The organism is Rhodanobacter koreensis (assembly GCF_054782855.1).
Map to the genome: position 1 here is coordinate 1 of NZ_BAAGRR010000002.1, position 23690 is coordinate 23690.

37 protein-coding genes are annotated in these 23690 nt (G+C 62.7%); 33 read left to right on the plus strand and 4 right to left on the minus strand.

Annotated features, from left to right (window positions below; genetic code table 11):
• From ACYVKM_RS05650 to ACYVKM_RS05795, 30 genes are all read left to right on the plus strand, one after another.
• Positions 1–104: EF-Tu C-terminal domain-related protein (locus ACYVKM_RS05650; protein ID WP_460877788.1), on the plus strand; the 104-nt coding region annotated here is incomplete at its 5' end.
• A gap of 449 nt (positions 105–553) precedes the next feature.
• Positions 554–865: a 30S ribosomal protein S10 gene (gene rpsJ / locus ACYVKM_RS05655; protein WP_008209947.1), complete on the plus strand. Its 312-nt coding sequence runs from the start codon at positions 554–556 to the stop codon at positions 863–865.
• Between the two features lie 20 nt (positions 866–885).
• Positions 886–1527 carry a 50S ribosomal protein L3 gene (rplC, locus tag ACYVKM_RS05660; RefSeq protein ID WP_460876563.1) on the plus strand — a complete coding sequence of 214 codons (642 nt, stop codon included), beginning with the start codon at positions 886–888 and terminating at the stop codon, positions 1525–1527.
• 11 nt (positions 1528–1538) lie between these two features.
• Entirely contained in the window at positions 1539–2141 is a 603-nt protein-coding gene (gene rplD, locus ACYVKM_RS05665; protein WP_072757744.1) for a 50S ribosomal protein L4, read from the plus strand.
• Entirely contained in the window at positions 2138–2431 is a 294-nt protein-coding gene (rplW, locus tag ACYVKM_RS05670) for a 50S ribosomal protein L23 (protein ID WP_007082176.1), read from the plus strand. The genes rplD and rplW overlap by 4 nt, the downstream gene beginning before the upstream one ends.
• Before the next feature lie 17 nt (positions 2432–2448).
• Positions 2449–3273, plus strand: a complete 825-nt coding sequence (rplB, locus tag ACYVKM_RS05675) for a 50S ribosomal protein L2 (protein WP_460876565.1) — start codon at positions 2449–2451, stop codon at positions 3271–3273.
• A 12-nt stretch (positions 3274–3285) separates the two neighbouring features.
• Positions 3286–3558, plus strand: a complete 273-nt coding sequence (gene rpsS, locus ACYVKM_RS05680) for a 30S ribosomal protein S19 (RefSeq protein WP_007082178.1) — start codon at positions 3286–3288, stop codon at positions 3556–3558.
• On the plus strand, positions 3558–3893 hold the full coding sequence (gene rplV, locus ACYVKM_RS05685; protein ID WP_077442337.1) for a 50S ribosomal protein L22: 336 nt from the start codon (positions 3558–3560) through the stop codon (positions 3891–3893). The genes rpsS and rplV overlap by 1 nt, the downstream gene beginning before the upstream one ends.
• Positions 3894–3908: 15 nt before the next feature.
• Positions 3909–4664 (plus strand): 30S ribosomal protein S3, encoded by a 756-nt coding sequence (gene rpsC / locus ACYVKM_RS05690; protein ID WP_460876567.1) that lies wholly within the window; start codon positions 3909–3911, stop codon positions 4662–4664.
• Positions 4665–4675: 11 nt separating this feature from the next.
• On the plus strand, positions 4676–5089 hold the full coding sequence (rplP, locus tag ACYVKM_RS05695) for a 50S ribosomal protein L16 (RefSeq protein ID WP_056386829.1): 414 nt from the start codon (positions 4676–4678) through the stop codon (positions 5087–5089).
• Positions 5089–5274 carry a 50S ribosomal protein L29 gene (rpmC, locus tag ACYVKM_RS05700; RefSeq protein WP_460876569.1) on the plus strand — a complete coding sequence of 62 codons (186 nt, stop codon included), beginning with the start codon at positions 5089–5091 and terminating at the stop codon, positions 5272–5274. Before rplP ends, rpmC begins: the two co-directional genes overlap by 1 nt.
• 12 nt (positions 5275–5286) lie before the next feature.
• Positions 5287–5559, plus strand: coding sequence for a 30S ribosomal protein S17 (gene rpsQ / locus ACYVKM_RS05705; RefSeq protein ID WP_460876571.1), 273 nt, complete (start codon positions 5287–5289; stop codon positions 5557–5559).
• Positions 5560–5573: 14 nt separating this feature from the next.
• On the plus strand, positions 5574–5942 hold the full coding sequence (rplN, locus tag ACYVKM_RS05710; RefSeq protein ID WP_007513359.1) for a 50S ribosomal protein L14: 369 nt from the start codon (positions 5574–5576) through the stop codon (positions 5940–5942).
• A gap of 13 nt (positions 5943–5955) precedes the next feature.
• Entirely contained in the window at positions 5956–6270 is a 315-nt protein-coding gene (gene rplX, locus ACYVKM_RS05715; RefSeq protein ID WP_056386827.1) for a 50S ribosomal protein L24, read from the plus strand.
• A gap of 8 nt (positions 6271–6278) precedes the next feature.
• Positions 6279–6821 (plus strand): 50S ribosomal protein L5, encoded by a 543-nt coding sequence (rplE, locus tag ACYVKM_RS05720; protein ID WP_460877789.1) that lies wholly within the window; start codon positions 6279–6281, stop codon positions 6819–6821.
• Between the two features lie 18 nt (positions 6822–6839).
• Positions 6840–7145, plus strand: coding sequence for a 30S ribosomal protein S14 (gene rpsN / locus ACYVKM_RS05725; protein WP_077442343.1), 306 nt, complete (start codon positions 6840–6842; stop codon positions 7143–7145).
• 221 nt (positions 7146–7366) lie between these two features.
• Positions 7367–7762 carry a 30S ribosomal protein S8 gene (rpsH, locus tag ACYVKM_RS05730; protein WP_460876573.1) on the plus strand — a complete coding sequence of 132 codons (396 nt, stop codon included), beginning with the start codon at positions 7367–7369 and terminating at the stop codon, positions 7760–7762.
• An 11-nt stretch (positions 7763–7773) separates the two neighbouring features.
• Positions 7774–8301, plus strand: coding sequence for a 50S ribosomal protein L6 (rplF, locus tag ACYVKM_RS05735; protein WP_460876575.1), 528 nt, complete (start codon positions 7774–7776; stop codon positions 8299–8301).
• A 91-nt stretch (positions 8302–8392) separates the two neighbouring features.
• On the plus strand, positions 8393–8746 hold the full coding sequence (gene rplR / locus ACYVKM_RS05740; RefSeq protein ID WP_460876577.1) for a 50S ribosomal protein L18: 354 nt from the start codon (positions 8393–8395) through the stop codon (positions 8744–8746).
• A 110-nt stretch (positions 8747–8856) separates the two neighbouring features.
• Positions 8857–9366 (plus strand): 30S ribosomal protein S5, encoded by a 510-nt coding sequence (gene rpsE, locus ACYVKM_RS05745; RefSeq protein WP_077442651.1) that lies wholly within the window; start codon positions 8857–8859, stop codon positions 9364–9366.
• Positions 9359–9559 (plus strand): 50S ribosomal protein L30, encoded by a 201-nt coding sequence (gene rpmD, locus ACYVKM_RS05750; protein ID WP_460876579.1) that lies wholly within the window; start codon positions 9359–9361, stop codon positions 9557–9559. Before rpsE ends, rpmD begins: the two co-directional genes overlap by 8 nt.
• Before the next feature lie 5 nt (positions 9560–9564).
• The gene (gene rplO, locus ACYVKM_RS05755) at positions 9565–9996 is read left to right on the plus strand and encodes a 50S ribosomal protein L15 (RefSeq protein ID WP_460876580.1); all 432 of its coding nucleotides are present in this window, start codon (positions 9565–9567) and stop codon (positions 9994–9996) included.
• A gap of 6 nt (positions 9997–10002) precedes the next feature.
• Positions 10003–11325, plus strand: a complete 1323-nt coding sequence (gene secY, locus ACYVKM_RS05760) for a preprotein translocase subunit SecY (protein ID WP_460876582.1) — start codon at positions 10003–10005, stop codon at positions 11323–11325.
• A gap of 126 nt (positions 11326–11451) precedes the next feature.
• On the plus strand, positions 11452–11808 hold the full coding sequence (rpsM, locus tag ACYVKM_RS05765; RefSeq protein WP_460876584.1) for a 30S ribosomal protein S13: 357 nt from the start codon (positions 11452–11454) through the stop codon (positions 11806–11808).
• A 12-nt stretch (positions 11809–11820) separates the two neighbouring features.
• On the plus strand, positions 11821–12207 hold the full coding sequence (gene rpsK, locus ACYVKM_RS05770) for a 30S ribosomal protein S11 (protein WP_007513384.1): 387 nt from the start codon (positions 11821–11823) through the stop codon (positions 12205–12207).
• 11 nt (positions 12208–12218) lie between these two features.
• Positions 12219–12845: a 30S ribosomal protein S4 gene (gene rpsD, locus ACYVKM_RS05775; protein ID WP_077442350.1), complete on the plus strand. Its 627-nt coding sequence runs from the start codon at positions 12219–12221 to the stop codon at positions 12843–12845.
• A gap of 15 nt (positions 12846–12860) precedes the next feature.
• On the plus strand, positions 12861–13859 hold the full coding sequence (locus ACYVKM_RS05780) for a DNA-directed RNA polymerase subunit alpha (protein WP_056714883.1): 999 nt from the start codon (positions 12861–12863) through the stop codon (positions 13857–13859).
• A 322-nt stretch (positions 13860–14181) separates the two neighbouring features.
• Entirely contained in the window at positions 14182–14565 is a 384-nt protein-coding gene (rplQ, locus tag ACYVKM_RS05785; RefSeq protein WP_077442351.1) for a 50S ribosomal protein L17, read from the plus strand.
• A 199-nt stretch (positions 14566–14764) separates the two neighbouring features.
• Positions 14765–15268 carry a disulfide bond formation protein B gene (locus tag ACYVKM_RS05790; RefSeq protein ID WP_460876586.1) on the plus strand — a complete coding sequence of 168 codons (504 nt, stop codon included), beginning with the start codon at positions 14765–14767 and terminating at the stop codon, positions 15266–15268.
• Positions 15269–15297: 29 nt separating this feature from the next.
• Positions 15298–16674 (plus strand): class II 3-deoxy-7-phosphoheptulonate synthase, encoded by a 1377-nt coding sequence (locus ACYVKM_RS05795; RefSeq protein WP_460877790.1) that lies wholly within the window; start codon positions 15298–15300, stop codon positions 16672–16674.
• Positions 16675–16736: 62 nt separating this feature from the next.
• Here the strand turns inward: ACYVKM_RS05795 and ACYVKM_RS05800 are convergent, their stop codons facing one another.
• Both ACYVKM_RS05800 and ACYVKM_RS05805 read right to left on the minus strand, forming a co-directional pair.
• Positions 16737–16949, minus strand: coding sequence for a GDCCVxC domain-containing (seleno)protein (locus ACYVKM_RS05800; RefSeq protein ID WP_460876588.1), 213 nt, complete (start codon positions 16947–16949; stop codon positions 16737–16739).
• An 11-nt stretch (positions 16950–16960) separates the two neighbouring features.
• Positions 16961–18574 carry an amidase gene (locus tag ACYVKM_RS05805; protein ID WP_460876590.1) on the minus strand — a complete coding sequence of 538 codons (1614 nt, stop codon included), beginning with the start codon at positions 18572–18574 and terminating at the stop codon, positions 16961–16963.
• A 99-nt stretch (positions 18575–18673) separates the two neighbouring features.
• On the opposite strand from ACYVKM_RS05805, the gene ACYVKM_RS05810 reads away from it, so the two are divergent.
• Together ACYVKM_RS05810 and ACYVKM_RS05815 are read left to right on the plus strand one after the other, a co-directional pair.
• The gene (locus tag ACYVKM_RS05810; RefSeq protein WP_460876592.1) at positions 18674–19423 is read left to right on the plus strand and encodes a c-type cytochrome; all 750 of its coding nucleotides are present in this window, start codon (positions 18674–18676) and stop codon (positions 19421–19423) included.
• Complete coding sequence (locus ACYVKM_RS05815) at positions 19420–20709, plus strand: c-type cytochrome (RefSeq protein ID WP_460876594.1); 1290 nt, start codon at positions 19420–19422, stop codon at positions 20707–20709. Before ACYVKM_RS05810 ends, ACYVKM_RS05815 begins: the two co-directional genes overlap by 4 nt.
• A gap of 83 nt (positions 20710–20792) precedes the next feature.
• On the opposite strand, the gene ACYVKM_RS05820 is transcribed toward ACYVKM_RS05815, so the two are convergent.
• Both ACYVKM_RS05820 and ACYVKM_RS05825 read right to left on the minus strand, forming a co-directional pair.
• Positions 20793–21302: a mismatch-specific DNA-glycosylase gene (locus ACYVKM_RS05820; RefSeq protein ID WP_460876595.1), complete on the minus strand. Its 510-nt coding sequence runs from the start codon at positions 21300–21302 to the stop codon at positions 20793–20795.
• Entirely contained in the window at positions 21286–22017 is a 732-nt protein-coding gene (locus ACYVKM_RS05825; RefSeq protein ID WP_460876596.1) for a Dph6-related ATP pyrophosphatase, read from the minus strand. The genes ACYVKM_RS05820 and ACYVKM_RS05825 overlap by 17 nt, the downstream gene beginning before the upstream one ends.
• Before the next feature lie 185 nt (positions 22018–22202).
• Here ACYVKM_RS05825 and rng point away from each other — a divergent pair, with 185 nt between their 5' ends.
• Positions 22203–23684 carry a ribonuclease G gene (gene rng / locus ACYVKM_RS05830; RefSeq protein ID WP_460876598.1) on the plus strand — a complete coding sequence of 494 codons (1482 nt, stop codon included), beginning with the start codon at positions 22203–22205 and terminating at the stop codon, positions 23682–23684.
• The last annotated feature ends 6 nt before the right edge of the window (positions 23685–23690 follow it).

A 23690-nucleotide genomic window follows, 5' to 3' on the forward strand; every position in this document is an offset into this window, starting at 1 on the left:
TGAGCCTGATCCACCCGATCGCGATGGACGAGGGTCTGCGCTTCGCGATTCGCGAGGGTGGCCGTACCGTCGGCGCCGGCGTCGTGGCCAAGGTCATCAAGTAAGACGCTTCAACTTGCCCAGGGTCGTCTTTGGCGACCCTGGGTAGACAGGCTTTCCTCCCTGTCATGGTCGGTGAGTTGTCCCGTTGACTGAATTGTCACCGGACCACTTCACTTGGCAGATATTTGCATGTATACTTCGCAGCTTGCTTATCGGTCGAGGCTTGCCTCCGGTCGATCTACCGCGAAATGAGGCGCAGGATGTGCTTCGAGTTCGCAGGCCGGGATGGCCCTCGCAATTCAATGTAATCACAGGGTGCAGCCCTGCTGATTACGTTTTTTTGCGTGATACGCAACTACGTCCAAGCGAGCCGCCTAGCGCTCGCTTGGTCTTTTCGAATTTGGGGCCGTGTAGTTGGTTTGCGGCTGCCGATGTGGTGCTAAAGGGTTGTGCGAGGCGGTGAGAAGCCGTTTCGTTTCACATTACGTTCTTTCGACAACAGGACACGGTTATGGCGAACCAGAAGATTCGGATTCGGCTCAAGGCGTTCGATCATCGTCTGATCGATCGTTCGGCCAGCGAGATCGTCGAGACGGCAAAGCGCACGGGTGCCACGGTACTCGGCCCGATTCCGCTTCCGACCAAGATCGAGCGTTACACCATTCTGACGTCGCCGCACGTCGACAAGGATGCACGCGACCAGTACGAGACCCGTACGCACAAGCGTGTGCTCGACATCGTCGACCCGAACGACAAGACCGTGGACGCGCTCATGAAGCTTGATCTCGCCGCCGGCGTCGATGTTCAGATCAAGCTCGGTTGAGCGACAGACAGGATACGAAGATGAGTATCGGATTGGTTGGCCGCAAATGCGGCATGAGCCGGCTCTTCACTGAAGATGGCCGCTCGATTCCGGTGACGCTGATTGAAGCGACGCCGAATCGCGTGACCCAGGTGAAGACGGACGATAACGATGGCTACAGCGCCGTCCAGGTTTCGGCGGGCAGCAAGCGCGCGAATCTGCTGACGCAGCCGCTGAAGGGTCACTACGCGAAGGCGAAGGTTGAGCCGGGTCGTGGCCTGTGGGAATTCCGCGTGGCTGCCGACGATCTCGGCAAGTACACCGTGGGTGCCGAGATCAAGGCTGACGACGTGTTCAGCGTCGGCCAGATCGTCGATGTCGCCGGCGTGTCGAAAGGCAAGGGCTTCCAGGGCACGATCAAGCGCTGGAACTTCAAGATGGGTGACGCCACCCACGGTAACTCGCTGTCGCATCGCGCGCCGGGCTCCATCGGTCAGCGCCAGACACCGGGTCGCGTGTTTCCGGGCAAGAAGATGTCCGGCCACATGGGTGCGGTGAACCGCACGCAGCAGGGTCTGGAAGTGGTCAAGGTCGACGCCGAGCGTCATCTGATCGCGGTGAAGGGTGCGGTGCCGGGTGCAACCGGTGGCGACGTCATCATCCGCCCGACGACGAAGAGCTGAGGAGAGACGCCATGGAACTCAATGTTATTGGCGCCAAGTCACTCAACGTGTCGGACGAAGTGTTCGGCGGTGAGTACAAGAAGGCCCTGGTTCACCAGGTCGTGATCGCCTACCAGGCGGCCGGCCGTGCCGGTACCCAGTCGCAGCTGTCGCGCGGCGAGATGTCCGGTACCACCAAGAAATTCAAGAAGCAGAAGGGCGGTGGCGCCCGTCACGGTGATTACCGTGCACCGATCTTTGTCGGTGGTGGCCGCACCTTTGCAGCCAAGCCGCGCAGCTACGAGCAGAAGGTCAACCGCAAGGCCTACCGCGTCGCGATCCGCTCGATCTTCTCCGAACTGGTTCGCCAGGGTCGCCTGAAGGTTGTCGAGAGCTTTGGTGTCGAGACGCCGAAGACTTCCGCGATGGTCGCCAAGCTGGCCGAGCTGGAAGTGTCCGGTCGCGTGCTGCTGGTGTCGGAAGATGCTTCCGAGTCGGTCTTCCTGGCCGCTCGCAACATTCCTTACATCCACGTACTGGATGTGATGGGCCTGAATCCGGTCAGCCTGGTCGGTTCCGACCATGTGGTGGTGACGGTCGACGCCGTGAAGAAGATCGAGGAGTGGCTGGCATGAACAACGAACGCATTCTCGATACGCTGCGCGCACCGCACATCTCCGAGAAATCGGCGCGCTTGGCCGAGCATAACCAGTACGTATTCGTGGTTGCCCCCGCGGCGACCAAGGCCGATGTCCGCGCTGCCGTGGAGAAGCTGTTCGACGTCAAGGTCGAGCAGGTGAACCTCGTCAACACCAAGGGCAAGGTCAAGTCCTTCCGTTTCCGCGCTGGCAGCCGCCAGGGCAAGCGCAAGGCCTATGTGCGTCTTGCCGATGGCCAGACCATCGACGTGTCCGCCAAGGCCTGAGCCAGGAGTTCTGTGAGATGGCACTAATCAACCACAAGCCGACCTCGCCGGGCCGTCGTGACGCAGTCAGCGTCAAGACGGAAGGCCTGCACAAGGGCGCGCCGTACGCGGCGTTGACCGAGTCGCAGTCCCGTACCGGTGGTCGCAATCATCATGGCCGCATCACCGTGCGTCATCGCGGCGGCGGTCATAAGCAGCAGTACCGCATCATCGACTTCAAGCGCGACAAGGAAGGCATCGCCGCCCGTGTCGAGCGCATCGAATACGACCCGAACCGCACCGCGCACATCGCGTTGCTGTGCTACGCCGATGGCGAGCGTCGCTACATCATTGCGCCGAAGGGCGTGGCGGTGGACGATCGTCTGGTGTCGGGTCGTGATGCGCCGATCAAGGCTGGCAACTGCCTGCAGCTGCGCAACATTCCGATGGGCAGCACGATCCATTGCATCGAGCTGCGTCCGGGCAAGGGTGCGCAGATCGCCCGCAGCGCCGGTGCCTCGGTGCAGCTGGTGGCCCGCGAATCCGGTTACGCCACGTTGCGTCTGCGCTCCGGCGAGATGCGTCGCGTCTCGGTCGACTGCCGCGCCACGATCGGCGAAGTCGGCAACGGCGAGCACAGCCTGAAGAAGCTCGGCAAGGCCGGCGCCAAGCGCTGGCTGGGTATCCGCCCGACCGTTCGCGGTGTGGTGATGAACCCGGTCGACCATCCGCACGGTGGTGGTGAAGGCAAGACTTCAGGTGGTCGTCATCCGGTCAGCCCGTGGGGCACGCCGGCCAAGGGCTACAAGACCCGCAACAACAAGCGCACGCAGCAGTTCATCGTGCGTCGTCGCACCAAGTAACAGGAAGCCGACATGCCTCGCTCTTTGAAGAAAGGTCCGTTCGTCGACCTTCACCTCGTAAAGAAGGTGGAAGCTGCGGTTTCCGCCAACAACAAGCGTCCGATCAAGACCTGGTCGCGTCGTTCGATGATCCTGCCGGAAATGGTTGGCTTGACCATCGCTATTCACAACGGCCGTCAGCACGTACCCGTACTGATCAACGAGAACATGGTCGGGCACAAGCTCGGCGAGTTCGCGGTGACCCGTACGTTCAAGGGCCATGTCGGCGACAAGAAGGGCAAGTGATGAGCACTGAAGCCAAAGCGATCCTGCGTGGCGCCCGCATTTCGGCGCAAAAGGCACGCCTGGTGGCTGACCTCGTCCGCGGGCTTCCCGTGGGCCGGGCCAGCGACGTGCTCACCTATACCAACAAGAAGGCTGCACACCTTGTCCGCAAGGTGCTGCTGTCGGCTGTCGCCAACGCCGAGAACAATCTCGGTGCCGATGTCGACGAGCTGAAAGTGGCCAGCATCTTCGTTGACGAAGGTCCGGCGATGAAACGCATGCATGCCCGCGCCAAAGGCCGCGGCTCGCGCATTCTCAAGCGCACCAGCCACATCACTGTGGTTGTTGGTAACTGACCGAGGATATAGACGATGGGTCATAAAGTTCATCCCACCGGTATCCGCCTCGGCATTGCCAAGGACTGGAACTCGAAGTGGTACGCCAACAAGGGCGATTACGCCAAGTATCTCGTGGCTGACATCAAAGTCCGCGACATGCTGAAGAAGAAGCTGGCTGCCGCCGGCATCTCGAAGATCCAGATCGAGCGTCCGGCCAAGACCGCACGCGTGACGATCCACACCGCCCGTCCGGGCGTGGTGATCGGCAAGAAGGGCGAGGATATCGAGAAGCTGCGCAAGGAAGTCAGCGACATGATGGGCGTCCCGACGCACATCAACGTCAACGAAGTGCGCAAGCCCGAGCTAGATGCACAGCTGGTCGCCGAGTCGATCGCGCAGCAGCTCGAGCGCCGCATCATGTTCCGCCGCGCGATGAAGCGCTCGGTCGGCAACGCGATGCGCCTGGGCGCGCTGGGCATCAAGATCAACGTGTCCGGTCGTCTGAACGGTGCCGAGATCGCCCGTTCCGAGTGGAGCCGCGAGGGTCGTGTGCCGCTGCATACGCTGCGTGCCGACATCGATTACGGTACTGCCGAGGCGAAGACCACCTACGGCATCATCGGCATCAAGGTGTGGGTCTACAAGGGTGAGGTCTTCGATCTGGCAGCAGCATCCCAGGAGTCGAAGGACGAGCCGTCATCGCAGCCGCGCCGCGAAGGTGGCGAAGGTCGTCGTAACGATTCGCGTCGCGAGGCCGGTGACGGCCGCCGCGAGCGGTCTGCGAAGTAAGGAGAGTTGCCATGTTGCAACCCAAGCGAACCAAATACCGCAAGCAGTTCAAGGGCCGCAATGACGGTCTGGCACAGTGCTCCAACCTCGTCAGCTTCGGCGAGTACGGCCTGAAGGCAACGACCCATGGTGCGCTTACCGCGCGTCAGATCGAAGCCGCTCGCCGTTGCATCACCCGTTTCGTGAAGCGTGGTGGCAAGCTGTGGATCCGCGTGTTCCCGGACAAGCCGATCACCAAGAAGCCGATCGAAGTGCGAATGGGCGCCGGCAAGGGCAGCGTCGAGTTCTGGGTCGCCCCGATCCAGCCTGGTCGCATGCTCTATGAAATCGAGGGCGTCGATGAATTGACGGCGCGCGAGGCGTTCCGTCTGGCGGCAGCGAAGCTGTCTGTGCAGACCCAGTTTGTTACCCGGGCGGTGATGTGATGGCCACCAAAGAAACCAAGAACCAGTCGGCCGAAGAGCTGAACCAGCATTTGCTGGATCTGCGCAAGGAGCAGTTCAACCTGCGCATGCAGAAAGGCTCCGGCCAGCTCACTCAGCCGCACCAGCTCCGCCGCGTTCGGCGTGACATCGCCCGCACGAAGTTTGTGCTCGGCGGCAAGAAGTAAGGGACGGCCGACATGAGCGACACTCAAATTCAAGAACAGAAACAGGCGCGTACCCTCGAGGGTCGCGTCACCAGCAACAAGATGGACAAGACGGTCACCGTACTGGTCGAGCGTCAGGTGCAGCATTGGCTGCTCGGCAAGATCATCCGCCGTTCGACCAAGTTGCATGCGCAGGACGATTTCGGTGCGAACGAGGGTGACCTCGTGCGTATCGCCGAGTGCCGTCCGTTGTCCAAGACAAAACATCACCGCGTGGTTGAAATCATCACGCGCGCCAAGGTCTAAGGGAGGGTGCAGCCATGATCCAGATGCAAAGCACGCTTTCCGCAGCGGACAACAGCGGCGCGAAGGAACTGATGTGCATCAAGGTGCTCGGCGGCTCCAAGCGTCGTTACGCCGCGATCGGTGACGTGATCAAGGTCACCGTGAAGGATGCGATTCCCCGCGGCAAGGTAAAGAAGGGTGAGGTGTACAATGCCGTGGTGGTTCGTACCGCCAAGGGTGTACGCCGTCCCGATGGCTCGCTGATCCGTTTCGACGGCAATGCAGCGGTGCTCCTCAACAACAAGCTCGAGCCGATCGGCACCCGTATTTTCGGGCCGGTCACCCGCGAGCTGCGCAGCGAGAAGTTCATGAAGATCGTCTCGCTTGCTCCCGAAGTGCTCTGAGCGGAGTCAAGAAATGAACCGTATCCGCAAGGGTGATCAGGTCCTCGTGATCACCGGCAAAAACAAGGGTCAGCGCGGCGATGTGCTGCGTGTTGCAGACGATCGCGTGTTCGTCTCCAACGTGAATCTGGTCAAGCGTCACACCAAGCCGAATCCGCAGGCCAACCAGGCCGGCGGCATCGTCGAGCGTGAAGCCTCGATCCATCTCTCCAATGTGCAGCTGTTCAACCCCGCCACGAACAAGGGTGAACGCGTCGGCACCAAAACGCTCGAAGATGGGCGCAAGGTCCGCGTGTTCCGTTCGACTGGCGAGGTCGTGGACGCGTAAGGAACACGATCATGACGCGCCTTGAAAGTTTTTATAAAGACCAGGTGGTCGCCAAGCTCACCGAGCAGTTCGGCTACCAGAACGTGATGCAGGTTCCCCGCATCACCAAGATCACGCTGAACATGGGCGTGGGCGAAGCCGCGGGCAACAAGAAAGTGCTCGAGAACGCCGTTGCCGACATGGCCAAGATCTCCGGCCAGAAGCCGATCACGACCAAGGCGCGCGTTTCCGTGGCCTCGTTCAAGATCCGTGACGGCTGGCCGATCGGCTGCAAGGTCACCTTGCGTCGCGCCCAGATGTGGGAGTTCATGGATCGCCTGATCAACATCTCGCTGCCGCGAGTCCGCGATTTCCGCGGTGTGTCGGCGCGAGCCTTCGATGGCCGTGGCAACTACAACTTCGGCATCAAGGAACAGATCATCTTCCCCGAGATCGACTTCGATCAGGTCGACGCGCTGCGTGGCATGGATATCTCCATCACCACCACGGCCAAGACCGACGAAGAGGCGAAAGCCCTGCTGGCAGCGTTCAGCTTCCCGTTCCGCAACTGATAGACGCGAGAGATACCCATGGCAAAGACCTCGATGGTCAACCGCGATATCAAGCGGACCAAACTCACGCAGAAGTTCGCCGCCAAGCGCGCTGAACTGAAGGCGATCGTGCTGAGCCCCAAGGCCTCCTACGAGGAGAAGATGGAAGCCCAGTCCAAGCTGCAGAAGCTGCCGCGCGATGCCAGCCCGGTGCGTCAGCGCACCCGTTGTGCATTGACCGGTCGCCCGCGTGCGGTCTACGCCAAGTTCGGCCTTGGCCGCAACAAGCTGCGTGAAGCGACCATGCGTGGCGACGTGCCAGGCCTGCGCAAGGCCAGCTGGTAATTACCAAAGACGGACTGGTCTGCGGAGTCAAGGCTCCGCGACTGGCTCACCCGGCTGCATAATTGCGCAGCCGTTGATGCGACTACCGCATCGAATTCGCTAAAACCTGAAAATGCTGATATAGTCAGCGGTCTGCGTAAGGCAGGCCGACGTCTTGTCGGCTCACAATTTGATTGATTTCCGGTTTTATCGGATATCGGTGCACTCTGAAGGATGTTTTCATGAGCATGACTGATCCCATCGCCGATCTGTTCACGCGCGTCCGCAATGCCCAGTCGATGGGCAAGCCGACCGTGCGTATGCCGTCGTCGAAACTGAAGTTGGCCATCGCCAATCTTCTCAAGAACGAGGGCTACATCCTCGACGCCAAGACTTCCGCCGAGGAAGGCAAGCCGGTGCTCGAGATCAAGCTCAAGTATTTCGAAGGCCAGCCGGCCATCGAGACCATTTCCCGTGTCAGCCGCTCCGGCCTGCGTGTGTATCGCGGCAAGGACGAGCTGCCGAAGGTCCTCGGCGGCCTGGGTATCTCGATCATCTCGACTTCCGCCGGTCTGTTGACCGATGCGCAGGCCCGTGCCAAGGGTCTGGGCGGCGAAGTCATCGGCCAAGTGGCATAAGGAGTCATTCAATGTCACGTGTAGCCAAGAAACCGATTTCCCTGCCGAAGGGCGTGGAGCTGACCGTCGCCGCCGACGCAATCTCCGTGAAGGGCCCGAAGGGCACGCTGTCCGTGCATCACCTGCCGGGCGTCACCGTTGCCGTGGACAATGGTGTTGCCACCATCAGCCTCGCCGAAGGCACCGACGACAAGTTCGGCGGTACCGCTCGCGCGCTGCTGGCCAACATGGTCCAGGGTGTTTCCACCGGTTATGAGCGCAAGCTCGAGCTGGTCGGCGTGGGTTACCGCGTCGCCATGCAGGGCAAGTCGCTGAACCTGAGCCTGGGCTTCTCCCATCCGGTGGTGTTCGAAGCGCCGGAAGGCATCAGCATCGAAACCCCGACGCAGACCGAAGTCCTGATCAAGGGCGCCGACAAGCAGATCGTGGGTCAGGTTGCAGCCAAGATTCGCGGCTTCCGTCCGCCGGAGCCCTACAAGGGCAAGGGTGTGCGCTATGCCGGTGAGAAGATCACGCTGAAGGAAGCCAAGAAGGCTTAATGCGGGTCCCTCCGCGAAAGACTGGCCATCCATGGCCAGACTCTTCAAAAGAGCCCCAACTACAAGCCGATCCGCTTTCGAGGAACTAACGATGAACAAGAACGAAAACCGCCTGCGCCGCGCCAAGTCCACGCGCAGTCACATCCGCAAGCTGGCTGTGGCCCGTTTGTCGGTGCATCGCACCGGCCAGCACATCTATGCGCAAGTGTTCGACGCTTCCGGCGTGAACGTGGTGGCAGCTGCCTCCACCGTGCAGAAGTCGGTGGCTGAAGGTCTGAAGGGCACCAAGAACCTGACGGCCGCTGCTGCTGTGGGCAAGGCTGTCGCCGAGCGTGCATTGGCTGCTGGCATCGATGCTGTGGCGTTTGATCGCTCCGGCTTCCGTTTCCACGGTCGCATCAAGGCGCTGGCCGATGCTGCTCGTGAAGCGGGTCTCAAGTTCTAAAAGTACTACCTGGGGATCGGGCAGGTCCTGATTCCCGCTGCATCACCTACAACTCCAAGCGGCTCAGCCGCAAGTAAAGTCCCGGTCCAGCCGGGCACATGGAAAAGAACATGTCTTCTAACGATCGCGAAAATTCGGACGGCTTGCTCGAAAAGCTGATTGCCGTCAACCGCGTGGCCAAGACCGTCAAGGGTGGCCGCCAGATGAGCTTCACCGCACTGACCGTGGTCGGTGATGGCGAGGGCAAGGTCGGCTTCGGCTATGGCAAGGCGCGTGAAGTGCCGGTGGCCATCTCCAAGGCGATGGAGCGTGCCCGCCGCCAGATGGTGAACATCGAGCTGAACAACGGCACCCTGTGGTATGCCATCAAGGCCAACCATGGCGCAGCCCGCGTCTACATGCAGCCGGCTTCCGAGGGTACCGGCGTGATTGCCGGCGGCGCCATGCGTGCCGTGCTGGAAGTGGTCGGCGTGAAGAACGTGCTGGCCAAGGCCGTCGGTTCGCGCAACCCGATCAACCTGGTGCGTGCCACCATCAAGGGTCTGCAGGCAGTCGCCTCACCCAAGAAGATCGCCGCCAAGCGTGGCAAGACCCTGGATGAGGTGCTCGGCAATGGCTAAGTCTCAGCAAACCGCCGACAAGACCGTGCGCGTGCGCCTAGTCAAGGGCCTGCGTGGCGTGCAGGCGCGTCACCGTCTCAGCGTCAAGGCGCTGGGTCTGGGCAAGATCAACGATGTCCGTGAACTGAAGGACAGCCCGCAGGTTCGTGGCCTGATCAACACGGTCTACTACCTGGTCCAGGTCGAGGAGTAAGCATCATGCGTCTTAATGACATCAAGCCGGCCGCCGGTTCGCACAAGACGCGCCTGCGCGTCGGTCGCGGTATCGGTTCGGGCATGGGCAAGACCGCTGGTCGCGGTCACAAGGGTCAGCATGCCCGTGCCGGCGGCACCCACAAGTATGGTTTCGAAGGCGGCCAGATGCCGCTGCAGCGCCGGTTGCCGAAGGTCGGCTTCCGTTCGCTGAAGAAGGCCGAGAGCCAGGAAGTGTTCCTGTATCAGCTGGCCCATCTCAAGACTGACGTGATCGACGTCGTCGCGCTGCATCAGGCTGGCCTGATCAGCAGCCGTGCGAAGAAGGTCAAGGTGGTTCTGAAGGGTGAAATCGGCCGAGCGGTGAAGTTGTCGGGTCTGCTGGCTACCGCCGGCGCCAAGGCAGCCATCGAAGCGGCCGGCGGCAGCGTGGAGTAATCGACGGTGGCTGCAGCCAAGGGCAATGCACTCGGCAAGCTCGGCAAGCTGACGGAGCTCCGTCAGCGCATCTTCTTCGTGATCGGTGCGTTGATGGTGTTCCGGCTCGGTTCGTTCATCCCCGTTCCCGGTGTGAATCCGGAGGCGATGACCAGCCTGGTCAACGGCAACGGCCTGATGGACATGTTCAACATGTTCTCGGGTGGTGCGCTGGCGCGGTTCTCGGTATTCGCGCTCGGCGTGGTGCCCTACATCTCGGCATCGATCGTGTTCCAGATGATGGGCTCGGTGCTTCCGGGACTGCAGGGGCTGCGCAAGGAAGGCGAGGCCGGCAAGCGCAAGATGACGGCGTACACGCGCTATGCCACGGTCGCTCTGGCGGCGTTCCAGTCGTTCGGCATTGCGATGGCGTTGCAGGGGCAGGTCGCGGCAGGTGGTGCGCCGGTGGTCTATACGCCCGGTTTCGGTTTCGTCATGTCATCCGTGGTCGGGCTTACCGCCGGCACGATGTTCCTGATGTGGCTGGGCGAGCAGATGACCGAGCGTGGCATCGGCAACGGCATCTCGCTGCTGATCTTCGCCGGCATCGTGGCTGGTCTGCCGGGGGCGGTGGTGCATACGCTCGGCATGGCCAACAACGGTGAGCTGACACTGATCAAGTTGCTGATGGTGTTTGGCCTGGTGTTGCTCGTGACGGCTTTCGTGGTGTTCATGGAGCGGGCCCAGCGGCGCATCACGGTGAACTATGCACGGCGTTCAGGTGGGCAGAAGGCCTACATGAACCAGAGTTCGAGTTTGCCGTTGAAGATCAACATGTCGGGTGTGATCCCGCCGATCTTCGCCTCGAGCCTGCTGATGTTTCCGGCCACCGCAGTCAGCTGGTTCAGCACCGGGCAGCAGTCGCGTTGGTTGCAGGATCTGACACAGTCGCTGAGTCCGGGCAATCCGCTGTACGACATCATCTTTTCGGTGCTGGTGATCGGTTTCGCGTTCTTCTACACGGCGATCGTGTTCAACGCCGATGAGACCGCGGACAACCTCAAGCGGTCGGGTGCGCTGATTCCCGGCATTCGTCCGGGCAAGGCGACGGCCAGCTACATCGATGCGGTGATGACTCGTTTGACCGGCGTCGGTGCGTTGTATCTGGTGCTGGTGTGTCTGGTGCCATCGTTCATGCAGCAGGCCTGGCATGTGCCGTTCTATTTCGGCGGCACCTCGCTGCTGATCGTGGTGGTGGTGGTGATGGATTTCACGGCTCAGGTGCAGGCGCATCTGGTCAGTCACCAGTACGAAAGTCTGCTCAAGAAGGCCAATCTGCGCCGCAGCTGAGGCTGCCAACGGATCGGTCAAAGTCGGAAAGTGGCGACACCGCGGTGTCGCAGGGCTTTCCAGTCAGGGTAATTCAGGTTAAAATTGCGCGTTTACCGCGCACGAAAGCATCGGAGAAAGTACATCATGGCGCGCATCGCGGGTGTCAATTTGCCGGTCCAGAAGCATGTCTGGGTTGGTCTGCAGAGCATTTATGGTATCGGCCGCAGCCGGGCCAAGAAGGTCTGCGTGGATGCTGGCGTGGTTCCCACCACCCAGATCAAGTCCCTCAGTGAAGGCGAGGTGGAGAAGATCCGCCACGAAATCGGCAAGTACACCGTCGAAGGCGATCTGCGCCGCGAGGTGGGTATGGCCATCAAGCGCCTGATGGATCTGGGTTGCTACCGTGGCCTGCGCCATCGTCGTGGCCTGCCGGTGCGCGGCCAGCGCACGCGTACCAACGCACGTACCCGCAAGGGTCCCCGTCGCGCGATCAAGAAGTAACGGATTCCGAATATGGCTAAGCCGGTCAAGACCAAGAAGAAGATCAAGCGCGTTGTCACGGATGCCGTGGCCCACGTGCAGGCCTCCTTCAACAACACCATCGTCACCATCACCGATCGCCAGGGCAATGCCTTGTCGTGGGCTACTGCCGGCGGCGCCGGTTTCCGTGGCTCGCGCAAGTCGACCCCGTTCGCTGCGCAGGTTGCCGCCGAAAAGGCTGGCCGTGCTGCTGGCGACTATGGCGTGAAGACTGTCGAAGTGCGCATCAAGGGCCCGGGCCCGGGTCGCGAGTCGGCGGTGCGTTCACTGAACGCGTTGGGCTACAAGGTGCTCAACATCATCGACGTCACGCCGATTCCGCATAACGGCTGCCGTCCCCCCAAGAAGCGTCGAGTCTAAGGAGCATACCCATGGCCCGTTATCGTGGAGCTACCTGCAAACTCGCCCGTCGTGAGGGTGCAGATCTCAGCCTGAAGAGCCCGGCGCGCGCGCTGGACTCCAAGTGCAAGCTGGAAAACAAGCCCGGCCAGCATGGCGCGAACAAGCGCATGCGCATGTCCGACTATGCCGTGCAGCTGCGTGAGAAGCAGAAGGTCAAGCGCATCTACGGTGTGCTCGAGCGCCAGTTCAGCAACTACTACACCAAGGCGTCGACCCTCAAGGGCAACACCGGTGAGAACCTGTTGCGCCTGCTCGAAAGCCGTCTGGACAATGTCGTCTATCGCATGGGCTTCGCGGTGACCCGCGCCCAGGCCCGCCAGCTGGTTGCCCACAAGGCGATCCTGGTGAACGGCAAGAAGGTGAACATTCCTTCGTACCAGGTCCGTCCGGGCGATGCGATCGCATTGACCGAAAAGGCACGCACCCAGCTGCGCGTGCAGGAAGCGGCGACCGTGTTCGACACCATGGACCTGCGTCCGATCTGGGTCGAAGTCGACGCCAAGAAATTTGAAGGCACGTTCAAGTCGGTGCCGGATCGCGGTGATCTGCCGTCCGACATCAATGAAGCATTGATCGTCGAGCTTTACTCGAAGTAATTACCGGAGCTCTGCATGGCAGTTTCGTCAACTAGTGTGCTGCGGCCACGAGGCCTCAGCGTCGAACAGCTCGGAGCCAACCGCGCCAAGGTGGTGGTCGAGCCGCTCGAGCGTGGCTTCGGCCATACCCTGGGCAACGCGCTGCGTCGCGTGCTGCTCTCCTCGATCCCTGGCAGTGCCATTGTCGAGGTGGAAATCGATGGCGTGCTGCACGAATACACCACCCTGGAAGGCCTGCAGGAGGACGTCATTGAAGTCCTGCTCAACCTCAAGGACGTGGCGATCCGTCAGCATACCGGCGATGAAGTCACCCTGACCTTGTCCAAGAAGGGCAAGGGCGTGGTCACGGCCGGCGACATCGTCGTCGACCACTCGGTGGAAATCATCAACCCCGAGCACGTGATCTGCCACCTGACCAAGGACATCGCGCTCAACATGCGTCTGAAGGTGCGTCGCGGCGTCGGCTACCAGCCAGCCAGCACGCGCCAGCATCCGGATGATGAGGCACGCCCGATCGGTCGCCTGCAGCTCGACGCGTCGTTCGCGCCGGTGCTGCGCGTGGCTTACGAAGTGGACGCAGCTCGTGTCGAGCAGCGCACCAACCTCGACAAGCTGGTTCTCGATATCGAGACCAATGGAACGATCGGTGCGGAAGACGCGGTTCGCAAGGCCGCCGAGATCATCAACGACCAGCTGTCGGTGTTCGGTGACTTCTCGCGTCGCGAGAGCGCCACCGACAAGGCCGAGAAGAGCGGGTTCGATCCGCTGCTGCTGCGTCCGATCGACGATCTGGAGCTCACCGTGCGTTCGGCGAACTGCCTGAAGGCCGAGAGCATCTACTACATCGGCGATCTGGTGCAGAAGACCGAAGTCGAGCTGCTGAAGACACCGAACCTGGGCAAGAAGTCGCTGACCGAGATCAAGGATGTGCTGGGCGGGCGTGGTCTCGCACTCGGCATGAAACTTGAGAACTGGCCGCCGCCGGGCCTTTCGCACGGCATGCAGCTGGGTTGATAGTTTTTTGCGAATGATGTTCGTGCGATCGCCCTTGATCGCTAGTAGTAAACCTCCAGCCGGAGCGTGTATAGCGCTCCGGCTGAATACCAAAAGCGGCCATCCATGGCCGCGAATGTTTTTTTGCGATCCTCCTTGATCGCTGTGTCATTTTGGTTTGGCAAGTATGCGTTTACCCGCTTTGCCAACCGCCAAAGGCGGCCATCCGTGTCCGCACTTCCAATAAGAGCCTGTTCTAAAAGGCTCCTCATAGCGGGTAACCGCGGGAAGCCGGACACAAGCGCCGGTTTTTCATAACAACAGACATCAGAGACTTTTTGCCATGCGCCATCAAAAATCCGGACGCAAACTCAACCGCACCAGCTCGCACCGCGAAGCCATGTTCAAGAACATGGCATCCTCGCTGATCAAGCACGAGCTGATCCGTACCACCCTGCCCAAGGCGAAGGAACTTCGCCGTGTGGCCGAGCCGCTGATCACGCTCGCCAAGACCGACGGCGTTGCCAATCGCCGCCTCGCCTTCTCGCGCCTGCGCGACAAGGAAGCGGTCGGCAAGCTGTTTGTCGAGCTGGGGCCGCGTTACAGCGAGCGTCCCGGCGGCTACCTGCGTATCCTCAAGTGCGGCTTCCGCCCCGGCGACAACGCGCCGATGGCGTATGTCGAGCTGGTCGGTCGCCCGCAGGTCGAGGCAGTCGACGCCGAATAAGCCGGTCGAACAGGCCGGTCGGGCAAGCCCGGTCGGACTGACGCTCCACCGTCGATACACAAAAACCCGGCCGGGCAACCTGCCGGGTTTTTGCTTTGTGGCAACAGCCGGACGCAAATTTTCCGCGGAATGCCGCCACCCTGCTGACAGCGCGTCGATGAACGGGTAATGTCATTGTTCCGCAACGCAGCAAAACGTCATGAATCCATTCCGCTGGTCGTACCGCATCAGTTTTTTCGTCGGCTTCCTGATCTGTGCAGGCCTGCTGGGCTTCGCGCTGTTTGCCGAATACCACTGGGGCATGTTTCCGTGCCCGCTGTGCATCTTCCAGCGCGTGGCCTTCATCGTGATGGCCTTGTTCTTCCTGCTGGGTGCCCTGCATGCCCCACGTGGCGGCGCCCGCTGGGTATATGCCGGCGGCGTGCTGCTCGGCTCGCTTTTCGGCATCGCCGTGGCCGGTCGGCATCTGTGGATCCAGTCGTTGCCGGCTGACCAGATTCCGTCCTGCGGGCCACCGCTGGATTACCTGTTCAGTGCGTTCCCGTTCGCCAAGGTATTGCAGCTGGTGTTCACCGGTTCCGGCGAGTGCGCCAAGGTCGAACCGATCCTGGGGCTGCCGATGCCGGCCTGGACCCTGCTGTGGTTCATCGCGCTGGCCGTGCTGGCGATCGTGGCCACGCGCCGCCGGGCCCAACAGAAATGAATGCTTCCACCGTGATCAAGGCCGTACCCATGAATGCCGGTTTGCCCAATACTTCCGCTCCCCAACACTGGGCTCCCGATTCCTGGCAGCAGCGCGAGGCACTGCAACAGCCGCAGTACGACGATGCGGCCGAACTGGCCGCCGCCGGTACCCAGCTGGCCCAGCTGCCGCCGCTGGTGACCTCGTGGGAAGTGCTGGCACTGAAACAGTCGCTCGCCGAGGCGCAGGAAGGCCGGCGCTTCCTGCTGCAGGGTGGCGATTGCGCGGAGAGCTTCGCCGACTGCACCAGCCCGATCATTTCCAACCGGTTGAAAGTGCTGCTGCAGATGAGTCTGGTGCTGGTGCACGGGCTGAAGAAGCCGGTGCTGCGTGTGGGCCGCTTTGCCGGCCAGTATGCGAAGCCGCGTTCAACCGACACCGAGACGCGCGATGGGGTGACGCTGCCCAGCTTCCGCGGCGATCTGGTCAACAGTCCGGAATTCACCACAGCAGCGCGTCGCCCCGATCCGCAACGGCTGATCCAGGCGCATGCGCATTCGGCGCTGACCATGAACTTCGTGCGCGCGCTGATCGACGGCGGTTTCGCTGATCTGCATCACCCGGAATACTGGGACCTGGCCTGGGTCGAGCATTCGCCGCTGGCTGCCGAATACCGCCAGATGGTCACCGGTATCGGCGATTCGCTGCGCTTCATGGAAACCCTGGCCGGGCCGATCGCCGGGTTCTCCAAGGTGGATTTCTTCACCTCGCACGAGGCGCTGCTGCTGCATTACGAACAAGCGTTGACCCGGCAGGTGCCGCGCCATCCCGGCTTCTTCAACCTGTCCACGCATTTCCCGTGGATCGGCATGCGCACGGCTGCGCTGGACGGCGCGCACGTGGAGTATTTCCGCGGCATCCGCAATCCGATCGCGGTGAAGGTCGGCCCGACGGTGACGGCAGCGCAACTGCTGCCGCTGATCGACGCACTGAACCCGCAGGACGAACCGGGGCGACTGACCCTGATCCATCGCATGGGCAACGCAAAGATCGCCAGCGCACTGCCACCGCTGCTGGAAGCGGTGAAGCGCGAGGGTCGCCGCGTGCTGTGGGTGGCCGATCCGATGCACGGCAATACCGAGAGCACCTCGAACGGCTACAAGACACGCCGCTTCGACAATATCCGCGGTGAACTCGATCAGGCGTTCGATATCCACGCCGCCGTTGGTACGCGACTGGGTGGCGTGCATCTGGAGCTGACCGGCGAGGACGTCACCGAATGCATGGGCGGTGCGCGCGACCTGTCCGAGTCGGATCTCGACCGTGCCTACAAGTCGATGGTCGATCCACGTCTGAATTACGAGCAGTCGCTGGAACTGGCGATGCTGATCGTGCGCAAGTCAGTCGGCGGCCACGAACAGGGTTGAGGCATCCCGCCACGGCGCCACTGAGCTGCCCGATGCGGAATCAGGCGCAACACGCAGATGAGTTAGCTGCAGCACGATGTCCGTTGCTGGATCGGCGGGCACGGCACGTCGCCGTAGGAGCAGAACACGCAGCAATCGCCGGGCCTGGGGCGAAGCAACATGCCGCAGTGCGGACACTCGTGGAAAAACAGGCACGCATTCGTCGGCATGGTCTCGGTGGACTGATGCCCGCAAGCGGGGCAGGTCAGCGTGCTTTGCAGGATCGGCTCGGACATGGTGCAGGACCTCAGCGCGGCACGACGGCCACCGGCTTGCCACCCACCGTATCAAGGAACTTCGGCGGCTGCCATGCATGGGTGTGTTGTTCGAAGCCGGAGGCGATCGAAATCAGCGTCGGCTCGCTCCACTTCGCACCGAACAGCACGATGCCGACGGGCAGACCATGCGCCCATCCGGCCGGCACGGTGATCGAGGGATAACCTGCCACCGCGGCGGGTTGTGATGCGCCACCGATCGTCGGGTCGCCACTGACGATGTGATCGCCGAGTACCGGGTCGGTGACGAACGCCGGCCCCCACGACGGCGCCAGCAAGGCGTCGAGATGATCCTTCGCCAGCGCGGCGTCGATGCCCTCCGGGCCGGCCAGCTGTTTCGCCTTCGTCAGCGCATCGGTATAGGACTTGTCGGTGAGCGGACCCCTGGCCTGGGCCTGCTCGAACAGCTGCTGCCCGAACCATGGCATCTCGCGTGCAGCCTCACGCTGATCGAACGCGATCAGGTCGGTCAACGTATGCACCTTCAGTCCGGTCCGCGTGGCCAGGTAGGCGTTGAGATCGTGTTTGAGGTCGTACTGCAGGACGGTCGACTCCGGCGTGTTCAGTTCGCTCAGATGCGGCAGCACGACCGGATCGACGATGATTGCCCCCTGTGCCTTCATCGTCGCGATCGCCTGCCCGAGCACGCGATCCGCATTCGGTTCGTTGCCGGCGAGTTGGCGCACCACGCCGATGCGCTTGCCACGCAGGCCATCCGGGCCGAGGAAACGGGTGTAGTCGGTTTTGTGCTGGTCCGCCTCGGCGGTGGCCGGGTCACGTGGGTCGCTGCCGGCGATCACCGTCAGCAGTGCCGCGGCATCGGCCACGCTTCGCGCCAACGGGCCGGCCGTGTCCTGGTTGTGGCTGATCGGCACGATGCCGCTGCGGCTGACCAACCCCAGCGTCGGCTTGATGCCGACGATGCCATTCATCGAGGCGGGGCAGATGATCGAGCCGTCCGTTTCGGTGCCGATCGCCACCGTGGCGAGTCCTGCTGCCACCGCTGCCGCGGAGCCCGAGCTCGATCCGCAGGGATTGCGATCGAGCGCGTACGGGTTGCGCGTCTGACCGCCGACGCCGCTCCAGCCACTGCTGGCGTGATCGGAGCGCATGTCGGCCCACTCGCTGAGGTTGGTCTTGCCGAGGGCCAGTGCGCCAGCCTGACGCAGGCGTTCAACCAGCGCGGCATCATGCGGTGCCGGTGCATCTGTCAGTGCCAGCGAGCCGGCGGTGGTCAGCATGCGATCACCGGTATCGATGTTGTCCTTCAGCAGCACCGGGATGCCATACAACGGACTGTGCGATGCGCTGCTGCGTGCGTGGTCAAGTGCACGGGCAAGATGCAGCGCATCGGGGTTGGTTTCGAGCACGGCACGCAAGGTGGGGCCGGAGCGGTCGATCTGCCGGATGCGTTGCAGGAACTGTCTGGCCAGTTGCCGGCTGTCGAGCGTGCCAGCATCCATGCGTTGCTGCAGCTGTGCGACCGATGCGTAGATCGCAGCGGGCGATGTTGAATCGGCGGCAATGGCCGGCGCCGCAGAGAGTGCAGCGACGAACGCGGCGAGATAGACGGCTGAACGGCTCACGGCAATCCCCGGTTCGGCGGATGCGGCATGTTGTCGCGAAGCGCCAGCTTAGCGCCATGTCCGATCAATCATCACGGCATGCACGCCTATAATCGGACGATGAACGCGAACACCAGCCTGCAACATGCCAAGCCCTTCGGTGCCGCGGCCCTTCTTGTTGTCGTCATGTTGTTCGGTGGCCCCAGCCGCGCTGCCGATGCACCACCGATTCCCGATACCTTGCAGCAGCGCATTGCCGCCTGCACCACCTGTCATGGTGTGCACGGCGAAGGCACGCCGGGTAGCGGTTATTTCCCGCGTCTGGCCGGCAAGCCGGCTGCTTACCTGGTGCGCCAGATGCAGGATTTCCAGAACGGCCTGCGCAAGTACGCGCCGATGGAATACACCGTGCGCCAGCTGAGTCCGGCCTACATGCAGGAGATCGCCGAATACTTCGCCGCGCAGCAGGTGCCCTATGCCCGGTCACCCTTGCCGCCGGTTTCCGCGGCGATCCTGCAACGCGGCGAGCAACTGGTCAGCAAGGGCGATCCCGCGCGCCAGATTCCGGCCTGCGCCAGCTGCCACGGCAGCCAGCTGACCGGGGTGCAACCGTCCACACCGGGGCTGGTCGGCCTGCCGTACGACTACCTCAGCGCGCAGCTGGGCTCCTGGCGCACGCATACCCGTGCCACGTTGGCGCCGGATTGCATGGCGGTGGTGGCGAACCGGTTGAGCGAACCGGATATCACGGCGGTGGCCGCCGCGCTGGCCAGTCGCCAGTTGCCCGCCGACACGCATGCCCAGGCTGCCGGTTCGGTGACGCCGCCGCTACCGTGCGGTGTGCTGGGTGCGACGGGAGACGGCACATGAAGTGGCTGCGCCGATGCCTGCTGCTGATCGTGGTGCTGGTCCTGCTGCTGGTGGGCTGGCTGTTTTTCGGCGGTGGTCAGCGGCCGACACCACCGGCGATGAGCAAGGTGGCGGCCTCGACCCTGCATGATCCCGCCCTGATAGCGAGGGGCAAATACCTGGCCACCGTAGGCGACTGCGCCGGCTGCCATACCGCGCAAGGCGGCGCAGCGCTCGCCGGCGGCCGCTCGCTGGCGACGCCGTTCGGCAACATCCCCGTACCCAACATCACGCCGGATCGCGACACCGGCCTGGGCAACTGGAGCTTCGAGGATTTCTGGCAGGCGTTGCATGCCGGCAAGGGCCGTCATGGCGAGCTGCTGTATCCGGCGTTCTCCTTCACCTCGTATACCAGGGTGACGCATGACGATGCGCTGGCGATCTTCGCCTGGTTGCAGTCGCTGCCACCGGTACATCAGGCGCCCAGCAAGTTGACACTGGATTTCCCGTACAGCGTGCGCAACAGCCTGGCGGCGTGGCGTGCACTGTACTTCAGGGAAGGCGAGTTCAAGCCCGATCCTGGACAATCGGCGCAGTGGAACCGCGGTGCCTACCTGGTGCAGGGACTCGGGCACTGCAACGAATGCCATGCCGCGCGCGATTCGCTCGGCGGCACGCCGCAGGGCGAACATCTGACCGGCGGCCAGATCCCGCAACAGAACTGGTATGCGCCGGACCTGAGCACGCGGCAGAACGGCGGCCTGCGGGGCTGGAGCGAACAGGACATCGTCGACCTGCTGAAAACCGGCCAGTCGGCGAAGGGCACGGCGTTCGGCCCGATGGCCGACGTGGTGGCGAGCAGCACCCAGCACATGACCGACGACGACCTGCGCGCGGTGGCGACCTATCTGGGCTCGCTGCCGCCGCGAGCGCAGCCGCGTGAAGAAACGCCGCCGTTCAACGCCAATGCGATAGTCAAGCAGGGCGAGAAGGTCTACACGCAGCATTGCGCGGACTGCCACGGCAAGGACGGCAACGGCGTCGCAGGCATCTATCCGGCGCTCAACGGCAACTCCTCGGTCACCGAGCCGAGCGGCATCAACGCGACCCGTGCGGTGCTGCTCGGTGGATTTGCGCCGCTGACCGCCGCCAACCCGCGACCCTATTCGATGCCGCCGTTCGCGCAGCAGCTGAGTGATGCCGAAGTGGCTGCGGTGGTCAGCTATATCCGGCATACCTGGAACAACAGCGCGCCGGTGGTGATGGAGCGCGATGTCAGCAAGTATCGACAGACGCCGATGGATTGAGTGCTAACCCACCAACGAGTCGCGCTGACATCATCGCGGCATCAAAATTTTGCATTGATCGGATCGCTTCAGCGGTTGAAGGGTCAACGCTGTCTGACCTTGTCTGCCAGCACCTGCCACGGCGCCAGATCCCAATGGCCACGCGCCTGTCCCGATGGCGACGGCAGCACGAATAGCTTTGTGCTGCCGATACTCTCGCGTTGCGGGCCGTAATCCACCGCGTGTCCGAGTGCTGCGCGTGCCGCATGCTTGCTGGTGAATGCGAGCAGGCGTGGCTGGTGGCGTTCGATCTTGGCGAGCAGGGCGGGCACATCGAACGCATCGCGTGGCAGCTCGTCGTCGTTGCCGCTGTGGTGCTTGGCCAGATCGGTGAGGCCGATGCCATAGTCAGGCAGCAGCGGAAACTGCGAGGGTGCCAGCTTGCGTGGGGTCAGGCCCGCCTCGAACAATGCGCTCCAGAACAGGTTGCCGGGATGGGCGTAGTAGGCGCGCTCGGCGGCCGAACGTTTGCTGGCAGCGGTGCCGCAGAACACCAGTCGCAGCCCGGGTTGCAGCACATCGGGCAGGATGTGCGGGTCAGTCTTGCGTGGCATCGTGGCGCCGGCTGTTGTCGGACCCGCTGTCGTCGAGCAGGAAATCGGTGAACTGGAAACGTCCGTCGCGCAGCACCGATTCGCCGCGACGCAGCCTGAGTGGCTGACGGAACAGTGGTCCGGCGTAGCTCAGCGTGTGGAATTCGCCGCGCTCGCCGCAGGGATCGACGCCGGCGGGCAGTGCGTCGAGCATGGCGGCATCGTAGTGGCGGCCACAAAAGCCGGCGTCGAGTTGCTGGGTGTCCACGCAGCACAGCATGGCTCGATGACCTTCGCGGACGAAGCGCCGTGACAGCGCGGCGGTTTCCTCGCCCCATAGAGGAAACACCGCGCGCCAGTTGTCGCGGCCAAGCTGGCGCACCCGGTAGTCGCGCACGTCTTCCAGGAACAGGTCGCCGAACGCGCAATGGCGGATGCCGGGCCAGCGCATCCGCGCCTCGACCAGCGCCTGTGCATGGGCTTGCTCGTAGGCTTCGTTGCTGCCGGGCCAGTCCAGCATGACTTCAAGCAACGGCAGCTCAAGCGCGGCGGCCTGCGCCAGCAGCACTTCGCGCTGCACGCCATGCATGGCGATGCGCTGGTAATTGCGATTGACTGTCGTGAGCAGGCCGACGACCTGCCATTGCGGGTCGGCGAGCAGGTGCTGCAGTGCCAGCAGGCAGTCCTTGCCGCCACTCCAGGCCAGCAGTATCGGCGTTGTCTTGGGCGTGCCCATGATTTCTGAACTCCCGGGTTTCGACTGGGCTGCAACGGCGCGAACGGTGCTTCCGCTACCGGCATATCTTGCGTGCGGCAGCTTATTTTGCGGCATCCGACACGCGAATGCCGGTTCATCGTCACGGTTCATCGACAGCCCGTGGCTGCAGCCGCTATAAAGATCACCTGTCCGGGGAGTATGCGGTGAGCGAAGAAATACTGATCAACGTGACGCCGCGCGAGACGCGGGTCGGCGTGGTCGAGAACGGCATGTTGCAGGAGGTACACGTCGAACGGGCCTCCAAACGAGGCTATGTCGGCAATGTCTACAAGGGTCGCGTGCAGCGGGTGATGCCCGGGATGCAGGCGGTATTCGTGGAGATCGGGCTGGAGCGCGCGGCGTTCCTGCACGCCTCGGACATCGTGCGCCCGGCGCCTGTCGTCGAAGGGGGAGAGCCGAACGGCAACGGCAATGGTCACATCCCTTCCATCAGCGAACTGGTGCACGAAGGCCAGGAAATCGTGGTGCAGGTGGTCAAGGATCCGATCAGCACCAAGGGCGCGCGGCTGTCGGCGCACCTGTCGATCCCCTCGCGCTACCTGGTGCTGCTGCCGTACGCGCGCACGCTGGGCATTTCCGCACGCATCGAAGACGAGGCCGAGCGCCAGCGGTTGAAGGACGTGTTGACCCCGTTGATCGGCGAAAGCCCTCTGGGCTACATCGTGCGCACCAATGCGGAGGGCCAGAGCGCCGAGTCGCTGGCCTTCGACGTGGCCTATCTGGCCAAGGTGTGGCGGGTGGTGCAGGAGAACATCGCCAAGGCGAAGGTCGGCGAGCGCGTCTACGAGGAACTCTCGCTGCCATTGCGTAGTCTGCGCGACATGCTCAATGACGACATCGAGAAGGTGCGGGTGGATTCGCGCGAGACCTTCGAAAAGGTCGCCAAGTTCGTGCACAAGTTCATGCCGCATCTGGACGACCGCATCGAGCACTACGACGGCGAGCGGCCGATCTTCGACCTGTACGGTGTCGAGGACGAAATGCAGCGCGCGCTGAAGAAGGAAGTGCCGCTGAAATCCGGCGGCTACCTGATCGTCGACCAGACCGAGGCGATGACCACGATCGACGTCAACACCGGTGCCTACCTCGGCACGCGCAACCTGGAGGAGACGGTCTACCGCACCAACCTGGAGGCCGCGCAGGCGGCGGCACGCCAACTGCGGCTGCGCAACCTCGGCGGCATCATCATCATCGACTTCATCGACATGAACGATGAGGAGCACAAGCGCCAGGTGCTGCGCATGCTGGCCAAGGGGCTGGCGCGCGACCACGCCAAGACCACGGTGTATCCGATGTCGGCGCTGGGGCTGGTCGAGATGACCCGCAAGCGCACTACCGAAAGCCTGGCGCGCCAGCTGTGCGAACCGTGCCCGGCCTGTAACGGTCGCGGCGTGCTGAAGACCGCCGAAACGGTGACCTACGAGATTTTCCGCGAAATCACCCGAGCGGTGCGCCAGTTCAATGCCCAGCAGCTGCTGGTGATGGCCAATCCGCTGGTGGTGAACCGCATCCTGGAGGAAGAATCCAGTGCGGTGGCCGAACTGGAAGAGTTCATCTCCAAGAGCATACGCTTTCAGGCTGAAGAGCATTATTCGCAGGAACAGTTTGATGTCGTCTTGCTGTAAATCCGG